The 16667-nt window shown below is 60.7% G+C and carries 14 protein-coding genes and 2 pseudogenes; 8 read left to right on the top strand and 8 right to left on the bottom strand.

Annotated features, from left to right (window positions below):
* Positions 1-49 precede the first annotated feature (49 nt).
* Positions 50-523: a RidA family protein gene (locus IWX87_RS04695; protein WP_196862353.1), complete on the bottom strand. Its 474-nt coding sequence runs from the start codon at positions 521-523 to the stop codon at positions 50-52.
* A 279-nt stretch (positions 524-802) separates the two neighbouring features.
* Between IWX87_RS04695 and IWX87_RS04690 the strand changes: the two genes are divergently transcribed.
* The 4 genes from IWX87_RS04690 (at position 803) to IWX87_RS04675 (ending at position 6785) form a co-directional block, all read left to right on the top strand.
* On the top strand, positions 803-3334 hold the full coding sequence (locus IWX87_RS04690) for a DNA internalization-related competence protein ComEC/Rec2 (RefSeq protein WP_231374586.1): 2532 nt from the start codon (positions 803-805) through the stop codon (positions 3332-3334).
* Positions 3335-3425: 91 nt separating this feature from the next.
* Entirely contained in the window at positions 3426-4952 is a 1527-nt protein-coding gene (locus IWX87_RS04685; RefSeq protein WP_196862352.1) for a circularly permuted type 2 ATP-grasp protein, read from the top strand.
* A 2-nt stretch (positions 4953-4954) separates the two neighbouring features.
* A complete protein-coding gene (locus IWX87_RS04680; RefSeq protein WP_196862351.1) occupies positions 4955-5917 on the top strand; it encodes an alpha-E domain-containing protein in 963 nt (320 codons plus the stop codon).
* Positions 5918-5963: 46 nt separating this feature from the next.
* Positions 5964-6785: a transglutaminase family protein gene (locus IWX87_RS04675; protein WP_196862350.1), complete on the top strand. Its 822-nt coding sequence runs from the start codon at positions 5964-5966 to the stop codon at positions 6783-6785.
* A gap of 124 nt (positions 6786-6909) precedes the next feature.
* Here IWX87_RS04675 and IWX87_RS04670 read toward each other — a convergent pair whose 3' ends face one another.
* On the bottom strand, positions 6910-7896 hold the full coding sequence (locus IWX87_RS04670) for an MDR family oxidoreductase (RefSeq protein WP_196862349.1): 987 nt from the start codon (positions 7894-7896) through the stop codon (positions 6910-6912).
* Between the two features lie 151 nt (positions 7897-8047).
* Here IWX87_RS04670 and IWX87_RS04665 point away from each other — a divergent pair, with 151 nt between their 5' ends.
* The 3 genes from IWX87_RS04665 (at position 8048) to IWX87_RS04655 (ending at position 10321) form a co-directional block, all read left to right on the top strand.
* Positions 8048-8329 (top strand): hypothetical protein, encoded by a 282-nt coding sequence (locus IWX87_RS04665; protein ID WP_196862348.1) that lies wholly within the window; start codon positions 8048-8050, stop codon positions 8327-8329.
* A gap of 213 nt (positions 8330-8542) precedes the next feature.
* Complete coding sequence (locus tag IWX87_RS04660) at positions 8543-8881, top strand: transposase (protein WP_196862347.1); 339 nt, start codon at positions 8543-8545, stop codon at positions 8879-8881.
* 48 nt (positions 8882-8929) lie between these two features.
* Positions 8930-10321, top strand: a complete 1392-nt coding sequence (locus tag IWX87_RS04655) for a mercuric reductase (RefSeq protein ID WP_196862346.1) — start codon at positions 8930-8932, stop codon at positions 10319-10321.
* A 396-nt stretch (positions 10322-10717) separates the two neighbouring features.
* On the opposite strand, the gene IWX87_RS04650 is transcribed toward IWX87_RS04655, so the two are convergent.
* The 5 genes and pseudogenes from IWX87_RS04650 to IWX87_RS04630 all read right to left on the bottom strand — a co-directional run.
* Positions 10718-11695: an NADPH:quinone reductase gene (locus tag IWX87_RS04650; RefSeq protein ID WP_196862345.1), complete on the bottom strand. Its 978-nt coding sequence runs from the start codon at positions 11693-11695 to the stop codon at positions 10718-10720.
* 52 nt (positions 11696-11747) lie between these two features.
* Positions 11748-12113 (bottom strand): nitrile hydratase accessory protein, encoded by a 366-nt coding sequence (locus tag IWX87_RS04645; RefSeq protein WP_196862344.1) that lies wholly within the window; start codon positions 12111-12113, stop codon positions 11748-11750.
* Positions 12110-12772 carry a nitrile hydratase subunit beta gene (nthB, locus tag IWX87_RS04640; RefSeq protein ID WP_196862343.1) on the bottom strand — a complete coding sequence of 221 codons (663 nt, stop codon included), beginning with the start codon at positions 12770-12772 and terminating at the stop codon, positions 12110-12112. Before nthB ends, IWX87_RS04645 begins: the two co-directional genes overlap by 4 nt.
* On the bottom strand, positions 12769-13413 hold the full coding sequence (gene nthA / locus IWX87_RS04635) for a nitrile hydratase subunit alpha (RefSeq protein WP_196862342.1): 645 nt from the start codon (positions 13411-13413) through the stop codon (positions 12769-12771). The genes nthB and nthA overlap by 4 nt, the downstream gene beginning before the upstream one ends.
* 130 nt (positions 13414-13543) lie before the next feature.
* Positions 13544-13657 (bottom strand): annotated as a pseudogene (locus tag IWX87_RS04630) (IS1595 family transposase); the annotation flags it as partial.
* A 171-nt stretch (positions 13658-13828) separates the two neighbouring features.
* Between IWX87_RS04630 and IWX87_RS04625 the strand changes: the two are divergent.
* A pseudogene (locus IWX87_RS04625) lies at positions 13829-14377 on the top strand (IS6 family transposase); the annotation flags it as partial.
* A gap of 198 nt (positions 14378-14575) precedes the next feature.
* Here IWX87_RS04625 and IWX87_RS04620 read toward each other — a convergent pair.
* Entirely contained in the window at positions 14576-16594 is a 2019-nt protein-coding gene (locus IWX87_RS04620; RefSeq protein WP_196862341.1) for an ATP-binding protein, read from the bottom strand.
* Between the last annotated feature and the right edge of the window lie 73 nt (positions 16595-16667).

The following is a 16667-nucleotide window of genomic DNA, read 5'->3' as shown; positions in this document are numbered from 1 at the left end:
GCGCTTTCAAGCTGGACAGGCGCCGCCGGCGCGGCGAATGGGCGGCGGGTCAGTCCACCTCGGCAATCAGCTCGATCTCGACGCAGGCGCCGAGCGGAATCTGCGCCACGCCAAAGGCGCTGCGCGCATGCTGGCCGGCGTCGCCGAACACCTCGGCCAGCAGTTCGCTGCAGCCGTTGGTGACCAGGTGCTGTTCGGTGAAGTCGCCGGTCGAGTTGACCAGGCTCATGACCTTGACGATGCGCCTGACCTTGCCTAGGTCGCCCCCCACGGCGGCCTGCAGCGTACCCATCAGGTCGATGGCGATCAGGCGGGCGGCCGCCTTGCCTTCGGCGGTCGTCACGTTCTTACCCAATTGGCCGACGATGACCTGGCCGTCCCGCTTGGGCAGATGGCCGCTCAGGAACACCAGGTTGCCGGTGCGCACGAAAGGCACATAGGCGGCGGCCGGCGCGGCGACATCAGGCAGCGTGATGCCCAGGGACTTGAGCTTGGCATAGACGGGATGGGTGCTGTTGGTCATGGTGATGGGTTTGTAGGTGGATGAAGGGGAAAAACAAGGCGGGTGCTTCGCCTGCGCGGAAAATTCGGGGTTCTCAATCCTGCGAATGAAATAACAGGTCAAAAAGGGTGTTTGCGCCCTTTCCATAAGCATATGTTGCTATGAATAGAAAAGCACTGGCGGCCCCGTTGTCTTGGCATGTTAACGCACTGGAGTTGCGCCCTTGAAGCGATGTAATCTCTGCCATGGGCCGGATTTTTCAAGCTGGCGCTTGCCTGCCGTCCGTCCAGAAAGACACCCTTGCGTTCTTCTATTGCCACCGGCCGTGCAGGCTTCGGGCCTGCGCTGGCGGGTCTGGTTGCGGGCGTGGCCTGGCAGTTGCAGCAATCCGCGCTGTGGCCTGCCGACCGTTATGCCGCATTGGTGGCACTGGCGCTGGTGTTGGCCGCTGGCGGGTACGCCTTCAAGGCAAGACGGCTTGAACGACCAGTTCATCGCATGGCCGGGGTGCTGGTGTTTTGCATGGCTGTTCTATTGGGCTTTGGCCTGACCGGCTGGCGAGCCTGCGCGTTCCAGGCAACGGCGCTGAATCCGTCGCTGGAAGGCCGCGACATTGACGTGACCGGCACCGTGCTGGCCATGCCGCAGATTGGCGAGGATGCGGTTCGGTTTCGTCTGGAGGTTGATGCGGCCCGTCTTGGCGGCCAGACGGTGACGTTGCCGCCGCAGATCATGCTCGGCTGGTATTCGGGTTTTGCCGGACGCGAGACGAAAACATCGTCGGCAGAAATCAGCGATCCTTCAGAACAGATGCTGGAGCTGCAACGCCAGCCGCAGCCCTTGCGCGCCGGCGAGCGCTGGCAGATGACGGTGCGACTCAAGGCGCCCCATGGCAATAGCAACCCGCACGGTTTCGACTACGAACTCTGGCTCTGGGAGCAAGGCATCCAGGCGACCGGCTACGTACGCGCCGGGCCGCACGATGCGCCACCGCTCAGGCTGTCCAGCGACTGGCGCCATCCGGTGGAACGCGCCCGCCAGTCGGTTCGCGAGGCGATTTACCGGCAAGTGGACAACCGGCAACTGGCCGGCGTGCTGGCCGCGCTGGTGGTCGGCGACCAGAACGCCATCGAGCGCGCCGACTGGGACGTGTTTCGCGCCACCGGCGTGGCCCATCTCATGAGTATCTCGGGGCTGCATATCACGATGTTCGCCTGGGTGGCGTCACTCCTGATCGGCAAGCTGTGGCGCAGTTCGGTGCGGCTGACGCCGCGTCTGTGCCTGGGGCTTCCGGCCAGCAGCGCCGGCGCGCTGGGCGGGCTGCTGCTGGCAGCGCTGTATGCCCTGTTTTCGGGGTGGGGCGTGCCGGCACAGCGGACCATCTGGATGCTGGCCACGGTGGTGGTGCTGCTGCGCCAGGGCAGCCGGCAGTGGCCCTGGACGCACACCTGGCTGCTGGCCATGGCGGTGGTCGTCATGCTTGACCCGTGGGCCTTGCTGCAGGCGGGATTCTGGCTGTCGTTTGTGGCTGTTGGGGTTCTGTTTGCTACAGATTCAGGGAGTAAAGGGGCAGGCCATGAAAGCGGAGAACCCGCTTTTCATTCAAGATTCCTGCCCTGGTGGCTGCACCGGACACTCTCAAGCCTGTGGCGCGGCGCGCGTGAACAGTGGGTGGTCACGCTGGCGCTCACGCCCTTGTCGCTGCTGCTGTTCAACCAGGTGTCGCTGGTTGGCCTGCTGGCCAATGCCGTCGCCATTCCATGGGTGACGCTGGTCGTCACACCGCTGGCGTTGGCGGGTGTCATTTATGCACCAATATGGGAGGTGGCTGCCTGGGCGGTCGGGCTGCTGGCCTTGTTTCTTCAGGGACTGGCTGGCTGGCCGATGGCCTCGGTCAGCGTTGCCGCAGCGCCCTTGTGGTGCGCGCTGGCTGGCGTGCTGGGCGGCGCGTTGATCGCCCTGCGCCTGCCCTGGCACTGGCGCCTGCTCGGCGTTCCGCTGCTGCTGCCGGTGCTCCTGTGGCAGCCGGCCCGCGTCGCGCCGGGCCAGTTCGAATTGCTCGGGGCCGACATCGGCCAGGGCAATGCCGTGCTGGTGCGCACCGCCAGCCACAGCCTGCTGTACGACACCGGTCCGCGGTTTTCACGCGAAAGCGATGCCGGCCACCGGGTGCTGGTGCCGCTGCTGCGGGCGCTGGGCGAACGCATCGACATGCTGGTGCTCAGCCACCGTGACAGCGACCACACCGGCGGTGCCCCGGCCGTTCTGGCAATGCAGCCGCAGGCCAGTCTGCTGTCTTCCATCGAGGACGGCCATGAACTGCAGGCCCTGCGCCCGTCAACGCGCTGCATCGCCGGCCAGCGCTGGACGTGGAGCGGCGTCGATTTCGAGGTGCTGGCGCCAGCGGCTGGCGACTACGAGGTGAAAAACAAGTCCAACGCCATGAGCTGCGTGCTGCGCATTTCCAACGGCGTGCAGACGGCCCTGCTGGCCGGCGACATCGAAGCGCCGCAAGAAGCCCGGCTGGTGGCCGGCGATCCGGCGCGGCTGAAGGCCGATTTCCTGCTGGTGCCGCACCATGGCAGCAAGACCTCGTCCAGCCCGGCCTTCCTGGATGCCGTGCAGCCCCGGCTGGCGCTGGCCCAGGCGGGCTACCGCAACCGCTTCGGCCATCCGGTGGCCATGGTGGCGGCGCGCTACGACGAACGCGGCATCCGGCTGGTGCGCTCGGCGGCGTGCGGTGCAGCGACCTGGCAGAGCTGGGAGCCAGCGCTGCTGACCTGCCAGCGGCAGGCGCAAAAACGCTATTGGCAGCCCCAGGAGGGGATTTAAATATCTTCCGGCCTACATTGGCGTGGCGCATTACTTGCTAAGCTATAAAAAAATATTTCATCATTGCAAACCCAGACGGAAATTCAAGTTTATGAGCCCACCGATGTTTGACGAGATGAATGCCAGCCCGACCAGCGTGCGCAAACATTACCAGGGTTACCAGCGCTGGCTGGCGCAGCAACCGGCCGACGTCATGCAGGCACGCCGCGCCGAAGCAGAAATGATTTTTCGCCGGGTCGGCATCACATTTGCCGTGTATGGCGACAAGGACGAGGACGGCTCGGGCACCGAGAGGTTGATCCCCTTCGACCTGATTCCCCGCATCATTCCGGCGCACGAATGGGCGTCGATGGAAAAGGGCCTGGTCCAGCGTGTCACCGCACTCAACCGCTTCATCCACGATGTCTACCATGACCAGGAAATCATCAAGGCCGGTCACATTCCATCCGAGCAGATTTTTCAGAATGCGCAGTTCCGCCCTGAAATGATCGGTGTCAACGTGCCAGGCAATATCTACTCGCACATCAGCGGCGTCGACATCGTCCGCGCCCCCAATGCCCAGGATGAGGGCGAATACTACGTGCTGGAGGACAACCTGCGGGTGCCCAGCGGCGTCAGCTACATGCTCGAAGACCGCAAGATGATGATGCGGCTGTTCCCCGAGTTGTTCAGCAAGAACCGTGTTGCGCCGGTCGAGCATTACCCCGATTTGCTGCTGGAAACCCTGCGCGCCATGGCGCCGCCGGCCACCGCCGAACCGACGGTGGTGGTGCTGACGCCCGGCATGCACAACTCGGCCTATTTCGAGCATGCCTTCCTTGCCCAGCAGATGGGGGTTGAGCTGGTCGAGGGCCTGGACCTGTTCGTCAAGGACAATTTCGTTTACATGCGCACCACGCGCGGTCCGCTCCGTGTCGATGTCATCTACCGCCGCGTGGATGACGACTTCCTCGACCCGCTGGCCTTTCGCCCCAATTCGACGCTCGGCTGCGCCGGCCTGCTCAATGTGTACCGCAGCGGCAACGTCGCCATTTGCAACGCAATCGGCACCGGCGTCGCCGACGACAAGTCGATCTACCCGTACGTGCCCAAGATGATCGAGTTCTACCTGGGCGAAAAGCCCATCCTGAAAAACGTGCCGACCTTCATGTGCCGCAAGCCGGAAGACCTGAAATACACCCTGGCCAACCTAAAAGACCTGGTGGTCAAGGAAGTCCATGGCGCTGGCGGCTACGGCATGCTGGTGGGGCCGGCGGCGACCAAGGCTGAAATCGAGGATTTCCGGCGCGCCATCATCGCCAATCCGTCGGGCTACATTGCCCAGCCGACGCTGAGTCTGTCCACCTGCCCGACTTATGTCGAAAGCGGCGTGGCGCCGCGCCACATCGACCTGCGTCCTTACGTGCTGAGCGGCAAGGACGTGCAGATGGTGCCCGGCGGCCTGACGCGTGTCGCGCTCAAAGACGGCTCGCTGGTGGTCAATTCGTCGCAGGGCGGCGGCACCAAGGACACGTGGATTCTGGAGGCCGAAGCCAGCGCTTTCTTGCCGCCAGAGACGCCCTCCCAATCGCAGTCTCAATCGCAATCCGTCACCGTCACTGTCGCCGAAGGAAGCTGAACATGCTGTCACGAACTGCCGACCACCTGTTCTGGATGTCCCGCTACACCGAACGCGCTGAAAACACCGCCCGTCTGCTCGACGTGAATTACCAGACCTCGCTGCTGCCGCAGTCCACCGCCGATGTGCAGACCGGCTGGCGCGGCCTGCTCAGCATCAGCGAACTCAAGCCCGCCTATGCGGCGCGTTATGGCGAGAGCATCAATGCCCAGGATGTCATGGACTTCATGGTGCGTGACGAAAAAAACCCCTCCAGCATCGTTTCATGCCTGAAGAACACGCGCGAGAACGCCCGTGCCGTGCGTGGCACGCTGACGACCGAAGTCTGGGAAACGCAGAACCAGACCTACCTCGAAGTCATCCGCATGCTGCGCGCCGGCGACTTCGAGCGCGACCCGGGCAAGTTCTTTGAATGGGTGAAGTTTCGCTCGCACCTGTCGCGCGGCGTGACCACCGGCACCATGCTGCAAGACGAGGCATACCATTTCTTGCGCGTCGGTACCTTTTTGGAGCGCGCCGACAACACGGCCCGGCTGATCGATGTGAAATTCCACGCCATCCAGAGCGACTTTCCCACCGTGGCCGGCGAGGAGGAGCAAGAGCATGATTTCTACCACTGGAGCGCCATCCTGCGCAGCGTTTCGGCTTTCGAGGTGTACCGCAAGGTGTACCGCGACGTGATCAAGCCCGAACGGGTGGCGGAACTGCTGATCCTGCGCCCGGACATGCCGCGCTCGCTGCTGGCCTGCCTGAACGAGTTGATCACCAACCTGTCGATGGTCACCAGCGACCCGCTCAGCGAAACCCAGCGCCGCGCCGGCAAGCTGCGCTCGGACCTGCAGTACGCCCGCATCGACGAAATTCTGTCCGCTGGCCTGCATGCCTTTTTGATGCAGTTCCTGGACCGCGTGAACGAACTTGGCGCGCACATCAGCCGCGAATTCCTGGTTCCGGTGACACGTTGAGCACGCTGACCACGGCGCCTGCCGCAACCCCAGAAAAGGCCTTGGCATGAAGCTGCACATCAAGCACACCACCGACTACCGCTACACCGAGCCGCTGCGTTATGCCCTGCAGACGCTGTGGCTCACGCCGCTGACCGGCCCGGCGCAAACCGTTGACTTCTGGAGCCTGGGCGCGCCCGAGGAACTGTTTCCCCAGACCGACGCGTTTGGCAACAGCATCCATTCCTATACGTTTGTCGGCGAGGTGGCGGACAACGTGCGCTGGAGCCTGGTGAACGCCGCCGGCGTGGTCGAGACCCTGGGTGTTGCCGAATTCACCGACGCGCAGACCATGCCGCTGCCACAGCTTTACCTGCGCGAGTCGCCTCTGGCCCGTCCGCATCCCAGCCTGGCCGAGTTCGGCCGCCGCTTCATCACGTCCCCGGCGCCTGAAGGAAAAACCGATTTACAAGCGATTTTGGCCTTGGCCGCAGGCGTGGCGGGCGCTGTCAGCTATCAAAAAAATAGCACCAACGTTAACACCACCGCACTGGAGGCTTTCGAGGCTGGCGCTGGCGTGTGCCAGGACCAGGCGCATGTGATGGTGGCCATCTGTCGCAGCCTGGGCATTCCGGCGCGCTATGTCAGCGGCTATTTCTACGCCGCCAACGAGCCCGATCTGGCCAGCCATGCCTGGGCCGATGTCTGCCTGGACGTGGCGGGGCGGCGCTGGGTCAGCATTGACGTAACCCACAGTTGCGTGATTGACAAGCGCCATGTGCGACTGGCGATGGGCACCGACTACAGCGCCTGCCCGCCGATCAAGGGCGTGCGGCACGGCGGCGGCGAGGAATCCATGACCGTCAGCATCACCATCGAGCCGGCCTGAGCCTGGCCCTTGCACAAACTCCGCTTACACGCATGTTCCTGGGGATGAGAAAAAGATGGTTATGCCAGCGGCTGATGCAGGCCGTCAACAGCTGATAACGCCGCAGGCTGAGCCCGTCAAACGGTCAGGCCGCCAGATCGACCCGCACCCGTCCGCGCACCTGGCCCGCCAGCAGGCGCGGCGCCAGGGCAGCCACCGCCTCCAGGGCAATGGTTTCGGTATTGGCTTCAAGCACATCGGCAGGCAATTCGCGCGCCAGCCGTTCCCAGGCCATCAGGCGCTTAACCATGGGCGCCTGGACGCTGTCAACGCCGGCCAGCGTGATGCTTCGCAAAATGAAGGGCGCCACACTGGCCGGAAAATCCATGCCCTGCGCCAGACCACACGCCGCCACGGTGCCGCCATATTTCAGGCTGGCGCAGACGTTCGCCAGCGTGTGGCTGCCGACGCTGTCCACGGCGGCGGCCCAGCGTTCCTTTTGCAGCGGCTTGCCGGGTGCGCTGAACGTGGCGCGGTCGATTATTTCGCTGGCGCCGAGCTGTTTCAAATGCCCGGCCTCGCCCATCCGGCCGGTCGAAGCATGCACTTCAAAGCCCAGGCCGGCAAGCAGCGCGATGGCAATGCTGCCCACGCCGCCGTTCGCGCCGGTCACCAGCACCGGGCCGGCTGCCGGCGTGACGCCCCGTTCCTGCAAGGCCATGACGCACAGCATGGCCGTGTAGCCGGCCGTACCGATGGCCATGGCCTGGCGCGCCTCCATGCCGGGCGGCATCGGCACCAGCCAGTCGGCCTTGACGCACGCCTTTTGCGCCAGCCCGCCCCAATGGCTTTCGCCGACGCCCCAGCCGTTGAGGATGACCGCGTCACCCGGCTTGAATCGCGCATCCCGGCTTTCGGCCACAGTGCCGGCAAAGTCAATTCCCGGCACCATCGGGAACTTGCGCACCACCGGCGACTGGCCGGTGACGGCCAATGCGTCCTTGTAGTTGACGGTCGAATACGCCACGTTGACCAGCACCTCGCCTTCGGGCAATTGCGCCTCGTCCAGTGAAGTGATGTCGGCGAGGGTGGCGCCTTCAGGGGTTTTGGTCAGCAACAGGGCTTTGAACATGCGATTTCCTTTGTCTGGGTGATTGAATTCTTGGCTTGAACGCACAAACATCGTAGCGCGTCAAATAGAGCGGCTCCGTGCTGACGAGCAAAAGCGCTGAGGGAACCCGTGCGAAAAAGTGTGGTCTAGGCGCGATTTGGAGGCAAGCATCATGTCTTGGCGAAAAGGGCAAGCGTATGGGCAGGATCTGCGGGATCGGGTTCTTGCCGCACCGGGATGGCTTCGGGAGGTTGCTGAACGCTTTGGCGTCAGCGCTTCCTATGTCTCACGAGCGCGTTCGCGCCTGAGCCGGCCAGGCCAGGCCAGGCCAGGCCAGGCCAGTGCGGGCGCACAGCGCAATCATGTCCCGCTGCGCTTGGGCGCGCTGAAGGCGTCGCTGCTGGCGCAGGTGGCCTTGGTGCCCGAGCAGACGCTGGTGCAGTTGTGCCAGTGAGTCAAGGCCTAGCACGGCATTGCAGTCGGGCCGACGACCATGGGCAAGACTTTGGTCCGGTCGGGGCTGACGCTAAAAAAAACACGCTGCACGCTAGAAGAGCAAGAACGTGCCGACGCAGCCCAGGCCCGCGCGGACTGGCGCGCACAACAATCTGCGCTGGCGACGGCCGGGCGGCTGGTTTTTCACGATGAGACATGGGCGACAACGAACATGGCCCCGACGCGGGGCCGTTCGCCCCGGGGAGAACGCTGCCTGGGGCATGCGCCATTTGGCCACTGGGACACCACGACGTTTGTCTGCGCGCTGAGCCAGGACGGGCTGCTGGCGCCGCTGGTGCTGGACGGGCCGATCAACGGGGCGGCATTTGTGGCCTGGGTGGAACAGTTTTTGGCACCCGAACTGCGCGCCGGCGACAGCGTGGTGATGGATAACCTGCGCTCGCACAGGTGGCAGGTGTCAAAGCGGCCATTGAGGGCGCGGGCGCTGCGCTGCGTTACCCGCCGCCGTACTGAGGTTGCCCCATCACGCGATAACCTTAACCTGTACTGAGCGAAAGCTGGATTTTTTGTTTTAAAGTCAAGGCTTTGGGAGCATTGCATGAACAAGAACAAGCCCGTCATCGAGTTCGACGTCGTTGTGATCGGCGCCGGCCAAGCAGGTCCTAACCTTGCCATGACGCTGGCTGGACGCGGCGAGAAGGTTGCCTTGATAGAAGGGGGACTGGTCGGTGGTTCTTGCGTCAATCACGGCTGCACGCCGACCAAGACCCTACGCAAAAGCGCCCGGGTCGCGTATCTGGCAGGTCGTGCTGGCGACTTTGGTATCCAGGCCGGAAAAATCGAAATCGGCTTCGCGGCCGCTATGGAGCGGATGCAGCAGCGGGTCGACGAATCGCGAGCCGGGCTGGAAAAATCGATCACCGGGCAAGACGGCCTGACCTTGTTGCGGGGCTGGGGCGCCTTTGTGGGCCAAGCCGGTGACCGGTTCGAGCTGACTGCCGGGGACCAAGCGCTGCGGGCCGCGCGGGTTTTCCTCAACACCGGCACCCGCGCGCTCATTCCGCCGCTTCCGGGCATCGATGACGTGCCGCATCTGGACAACGTCAGCTTGCTCCAGCTTCGCGAGCTTCCGCGCCATCTTGTCATCATCGGCGGCAGTTACATCGGTCTCGAAATGGGGCAAATTTTTCGCCGGCTCGGCAGCGAAGTCACCGTGATTGAGGCCGGTCCGCGCATCACCCGCCATGAAAACGAGGCTGTTTCAAAGGCGATCACCGAAATGCTGCTGGAAGAAGGCATCAATTTTCACACCGGCAACGAGGTTGAGCAGGTGGAAAACACTTCCGATGCCGGAATCGCCGTGACAGTGGGCGGACAGCGGATCGCAGGCTCGCACCTTCTGGTTGCCACCGGGCGCAGCCCGAACACCGAGCGCCTTAACTTGGCGGCGGTCGGGGTCAAGACCGACGAACGCGGCTTTGTACCCACCGATGGCAAGCTTCAAACCAATGTGCCAGGCATCTGGGCGGTGGGGGACATCAACAAGCGCGGTGCTTTCACACACACCAGCTACCAGGATGGACAAATCGTGCTGGCCAATCTTATGGGCGGCGCACGCTCCGTTGACAGCCGGGTATCGACCTACGCGATGTACACCGATCCGCCGCTGGGCCGGGTCGGCCTGTCGGAGGACGAAGCTAGAAAGTCGGGCCGCGCTACGCTGGCAGCGAATTATCAGATGAAGGACGTCAGCCGGGCCAAGGAGGAGGGGGAGACCGCGGGTTTGATGCAGATATTGGTGGACGAGCAAAGCGAAAAGATCGTCGGTGCGTCGCTGCTGGGGTTCGGCTGCGACGAGGTAATTCAGGTGATCAGCAGTTTCATGGCCACCGGCGCCCGTTACCAGCTACTGCGCGATGCCTTGCCAATCCATCCCACGGTCGCCGAATTTCTGCCCTTCCTGCTGGACAAGCTCGAGCCGCTGAAATAGTGTCCCGAGACTGATGCTCTGAACATGAGCAGCACCGCCTGTATGGATTTTGTTGTCATAAATGCCCAAAAGCAGGACTTTCTCTTGCACGGCTGATGCGGTTGGATTGTGGTTTCGCATCAACCCAAAGCAAAGCAGGTAGATGGCGCAGATGCGCTATCTCGAACGCGTTTACCCATCCACGCAGAGCTGAGTCAGGTCTGGGAAACTCTGCTGAGGATGAGCATAAGCCACACTGCGAGCAACAAATTGCGACTGTTCGTTATGTAGTGACCAGCACTGGGAAAAATGGCAAACTGGGCAGCCGTTGTTGGGGCCTTGAGTTGTCGTGGCTGTGAGAAATTCACGTATTTTCCCAAAGGCGATGCTAAATTTGATCAGGCTGCAAGCCCCTCGTCACATCACAATTTGCACGCTTCCAATGGTCGCACCGTTCTCAACTGCTTCGTGCGCCAAAGCGATTTCATCCAGACTGAAGGTGGCCCCGATTTTGTGTGCCAGCGAGTTCGACTCCAACATTGCCATCAATTTTGCTGTGATGATTTCACGGTCTGCGTCCTTCAGGTCGTAGACGAGAAATGCATTGATTTCAAAGGAGCCGAACAGCATGGCGCGAAAGTCGACTGGAATTGCGCCAACGCTATTCGAGCCGTAGGTGACCAGCGTGCCATGAGCCTTCAGTACGCCCTGGCCTAAAAGCCCAGCCGTTGAAGCAAAGTCCATATCAATAATTCCATCAACGCCATAGTCGGCTGTAATTTGCTTGATCCTCTGCGCGATGGCTTCGGTTTTGTAATCCAGAACGTGGGCCGCACCGCCCTCGCTGGCATGCGACTTTCGGTGGGCTGAACCGGCTGTTCCAATCACGGTTGCGCCATGCAATACAGCCAATTGCGTGATGTAGTTCCCGACCACGTTGCCTGCGCCGGTAACCAGCACGGTTTTACCCTTCAGCGAACCCGCCAGATGCACTGCCTGCAAGGCTGTCAATACCGGGATGCCAAGGCATGCTGCCACTTCAAAGTCAACCTCCGGTGGGAGCGCAACAGCCTGTGACTGGGGAAGGGCGATGAATTCAGCCGCAGTACCCATGGGCCGCTGCCATTGACCATTCCATAGCCATACGCGCTGGCCAACCCGTTCCTGGGCAACTCCCTCCCCCACTGAATGGATAACACCCCCGCCGTCGCTGTGCGGGACAATGAGTTCAGCATTCACAGGGCGACCCTGGCGGGACTTCACATCGGACGGATTGATGCCGGATCGGTATATCTTCACCAACACTTCACCGGGACCAGGTTTTGGCGTGGGCAATTCACCTACCACCAGCACGTCGCGTGCCGTCCCATTCTTCGTGTACCAGGCTGCCTTCATTTGATATCCTTTGTCGGTGTGATCAGAGTTCGGTCAAGGGCATGACCCGCATTCAGGACTTGAAGTCCAGTTCCCGTAATTCAATCGGTCGTCCATGCGGTGTCCGGTCTGCCGCATGGTCCCAAGCCTGCTGGTAACGCTTAAGTTCGGCATCAGTGCTGAGTTGCTTCGTCGTCACCAGGCTTTCCAATGCCGCCAGCCAATGGTGGTAATAGGTGTCACCCAGATCTGGATCGCCTTGGGCCTGCGCGAGCGCAATATGCTGCGACAGGGCCTGCGCCCACTCGCTCCAGGTGAATAGACCTCGTTCATGGAGCGAGATCGTCATTGCAAAGGCTTGGGCTTCCCACGGTTCGCGAAACACCGGGCCGTTGACATCCTTGGGCTGCCCGGACAGAAGGTGGGTTGGCGCATTCATTGCGTCCGCTCCAGGTAGGGTTCCCATGCATCGACGTACACCGTCAAGCCAGGATCGGCCTCCTGCCCCCACAAAGTAGTGCCTTCAAAAGCGACGCTGTAGAGCCACTGCGGCTGTTCACCCAAGCCCTGGGCGTTGGTGTCTGGAAAGACATGCACGGCCCGAACGGCCGCGATGCGCCCCGCTTTGCCTCGCGCATAGGCGGGTAGCCGTGTGTGGTGATCTGCCAGACCTTCAGAAGTGCGCACACAGTCACCTACAGAAAAACTGGCAGGACTTGCCGCAGACCGCTCGGTAGGCGCACCTCTGGCCAGCACACCGGCCACCATTGGTGCGACGAGAACCTTTTTTACTGGAAGTGCAGGGGACAGCATGTGGCCTGCCTGGATTTCTTCGGCGGTGACAAGCCCTCGCTCTGTCAAGAGTTTGCACAGGCCATTGAGCCATATCTGGTAGTAGCTCAGCGAAAGGTAGTTTGGCAGTGTTTCCCTTGCGCTACGGCTCATGTCAATGTTCCATGAACCCGTAGAGCCCATGGCCAAGGTCAGGGCAAACGCACTGGCTTCCCAAGTGCCATGAAACATAGGCTCGTTTGATTCCTTCAGAACAGGTCCCATGCCGGTTTGACCACCCAGATCAGCAAAGCTTTGGTAGTTCATGGTTTGACTGCCGGTGCCGCAGGCAATCCAGTGCCGATCATGGCGTCTCGAGTTACCCACGCCGCCAGCTCGTCTTCTTGCAGGTGAACAGTTTCGGCAGGGCGTAGAGGAACGACCAGGTAACGTATTTCCGCCGTGGAATCCCAGACACGGATTTCAGTCGATTCGAGGAGCGTGACGCCAAAGTCTGACAAGACGCCGCGTGGATCTTTGACCGCCCGCGAGCGGTAGGGCGCACTCTTGTACCAAACCGGCGGCAGTCCTAAAACGGTTACTGGATAACAGCTGCAAAGGGTGCAAACCACCATGTTGTGGACACTAGACGTGTTTTCAACCGCAACCATGTGCTCGCCTTGGCGGCCTGTGTATCCAAGTGAGGCGATAGCCGCCGTGGCGTCTTCCAGCAGCCATTCGCGGTAAGCTGGATCCATCCATGCCCTTGCCACCACGCGAGCACCATTGCGCGGACCAATCTTGTTTTGGTAAGTGTCGATCAGGACATCCAGGGCGTCAGGATCTACATACCCCTTTTGGGACAGCACCGTTTTCAATGCAAGCACCCGGGTTTCGGTTTCGCTGAGATCGCTGTGATCATCGGCGTTATGGTCGTGGTCGTGGTCGTGGTCGTGGTCGTGAGTCATCTCGAAATGCTATACGAATTCGCGATGTTCGTCTCAGATTATGCCAAGCCGGCTTTGCCACCGAAGCAACATCAATGATATGGCTTCTAGCCGCCAGCTTGTATAAACGCCAAGCCGTCCACAGCAAAGGCTATGTCACCGTTAAATGTGGAAATTTCTCCAGGGCCATCGCCAGAATGCCTTCCCGTGAGTTGGCATGATGAGTGTCCAAGCAGCGGAACCACCCCGGGTAGTTGTCCGTATGCGGTCAATTAACCGCGTACCTTGCGCCATCGGCGCGGGTGTAATTGGAACGGCGAAAGTGCGTTGGCTGACCGCTGCTCAGCGGCCGGGCAATGCGAGTCGCCAGGGCAGTAGCGCCTCGTAGTCCTCTGCCGTTTGCGCGCCAGGCAAGGCGGTGAGCAATGCAGTATTTGTCGACCATTCTTCGATCAACCGCTGGGGAATCGGATTTCTGCCCTTGCTGGAAAAACTTTTTCGCAAACACAAACGCCCGGTGGACGCCAGTTGGCGCATGGACGAAACTTATAACAAGGTCAAAGGCGCCTGGAAATACCTGTATCGTGCGGTGGACAAGGAGGGGAAAACGGCCGACTTCCTACTGACGGTCCGGCGCGACAATGCCGCAGCCCTGCGGTTTTTTGACAAAGCCATGAAGGCCAGCGGTGTTCCCGAAAAGGTCACGATGGACAAGAGCGGCGCCAACAAGGCGGCCATGGATGAGATCAATGCTGGAAGTGAAACGCCGGTCATCGTGCGGCAAGTCAAATGCCTGAACAACATCGCCGGGCAGGACTGCCAACAGATGCTCAACTTCAAGTCATTTCGGGCTGCCAGAAATGTCCTGGCCGGCATCGAACTCATGCACAAGATCCGCAATGGTCAGCTCTTGCTGGAAGGCTGCAGCGAGCTGTCTTTTGCCGACCAGTTTTATGCATTGGCAGGACAAATCAGTTCCGTTTGAGGAATTGGCATGCGTTCCTGCGCCAAGCTCGTTCATCAGCCGGCAACGCGACAGATGGCCTGGTCGTCCCACCTACACCGCTGGTGTTGACGTGAGGCAACAACCCATCTCAGGGTGGGACCTCGCAGCAACGGCATCAATGTGCCAAAGTGGAGATTGTTCGCAACCACTTCAAACCTGGAGGCCCCGCCATGAAATCTACCGCACAACTGCCTGTACCCTGGGCAGGGAAAAGAAAAAAATCGCCCCCAAATCGGGCGCTGACTCAGCCCAGATGTTTCCTCCGTGGCGCACGATGATGCGGTTCACCGTGGCCAGCCCGATACCTGTTCCGGGAAAGTCCACCACTTCATGCAAACGCTGAAATGGCTGGAAGAGCTTTTCGGCATAGGCCATGTCAAAGCCAGCGCCGTTGTCCTGCACAAAAAAAACCGTGTTTCCTGCGGCATCCAGTTTTTGGCCGATGCTGATCTGGGCTTCGGCTAGTTTCGAGCTGTACTTCCATGCGTTGTTCATCAGGTTTTCCAGCACCAACCGCAGCAATCCAGCATCGCCGTGCGTCTGCAGGCCCGACTCAATGTTGAACGTTGTCTTGCGCTCCGGCTGACGCGCCTGCAAGTCCTTGGTAATGCTGCTGGCCAGCGCCGACAAATTCACCGGCTCATACCGAATTTGCGTATTCGCGACCTGCGCCAGCATCAGCAGGTCGGCAATCAAGCGCTCCATCTGCGCTGCACCATCCTGGATTCGCGACAGGAAATACAGCGCTTTGTCGTTGTCGCTGCCCGTCAGCTCTTTGGCCAGCAACCGGCTGAAGCCGTCAATGGTGTTGAGTGGTGAGCGCAGGTCATGCGACACCGTATAAGAAAACGTTTCGAGTTCCCGGTTTGCCGCGAGCAAAACAGCTTCGTGGTTCTTGATATCGGTGATGTCGGAAATATGGCCGTGCCACAGGGTGCTGCCATCGTCCATTTTTTCGGGCTGCGCGTGACCTGCCAGCCAACGTACGCCTCGGTGTGGGTGGTTGAGCCGGAACTCATGCTGCCAAGGTTGCAGGGTGCGGGCAGATTCAGCGATGGAGGCATCTATCGCCTGTTGATCCTCCGGGTGCAGGTTGACAAGCAATGCTTTTGCATTTTCACGAACCTGCGTCACTGTGACGCCGTAAGTATTCAGAACACCTTGGCTGGCATAAGGCACCGCCGAGTGGCCATCCGCAAACAGGCGGTACTGGTAAATCATGCCCGGTACATGCTGAGAGAGTTTTTCCAGCAGTTCATGGCTGGCGCGCAGGCGCATCTGGTTTTCAAAAAGCGCCTGTAACGCCTCTTCCTTTTTCCTTGTGGTACCCAGCAGGCTCCACCCCATGAGCAGTGTCACCAGTGTCACCGCACTGGCCATGAGCAGTATCTGGCGCTGCTGCTGGTGCACTGATTCCAGCATTTCAGCAACACTGGGGCCAATGACGACGCTCAGCCCGTAGTTTGGTAAACGAACGTAGCTGAGCAAGCGCTCGACACCATCGGCTTGGGAAATGCGACGAAAGTTGCCCTGCAGGGGGGCGCCGGGATCTGCATAGGGTGAAGGATTGATGGTCTTGCCAACGTACTGGTCCTGCTTGCTGGAGCGCAGCATGACCTCGCCCGAGTCACGCACCATGCTCGCCACGCCATAATTTCCCAATCTGGCCTGTTCATAGAAGTTAACGAAATAATCGGGGTTGACCGAAATCACCATCACACCGACAAACCGATCCTTGTCGAATATTGGCCGGCTCAACTGGATGGACCATTTGCCGGACACCCGGCCCTTGACCGGACTGCTGACAAAGAGCTTGTCCTGAAGGCCAGCCAGATGCACCTTGAAATGTTCACGGTCACCCAAAAAAGACGGTGCCTTGGGCATTCCCAGGCTGCTGTAGCTCAACCATCCCTGGGCATCAATAATGGCGATCTGGAGGATCATTTCGCCCAGAAAATCACGGTACGCCTTGACATCTTCTTGCAGTTCAGCGGGATGACCGGTCGAAATTTTGCGCAGTTTAAGCAGGGCGTGGTCTACGCTGCGAAAGGTGGCTGTCGTGTGCTGCGCGAACAGCAAAGCCAGTGTGTCAGTCTGCTGGCGACTGTTTTCGATTTGCCGGTTTTCGGAGCGGGCGTGGTTCCAGGCCACTGCTGACCAGAGCACCGCCAGCAAACACGCTAGCAGTAAGGCCAATTTGGGGCGGAGACTTGATTTTTTCCATGAATTCAATTTTTCACCATATTTGTTACTACGGTGATGATATTTT

Source organism: Polaromonas sp. CG_9.7, assembly GCF_015752205.1.
In the GTDB taxonomy this organism is placed as follows: Bacteria; Pseudomonadota; Gammaproteobacteria; order Burkholderiales; family Burkholderiaceae_C; genus Polaromonas.
The sequence above is the reverse complement of the archived record's forward strand: the minus strand, read 5'-3'. Positions and strand labels throughout refer to the sequence as shown.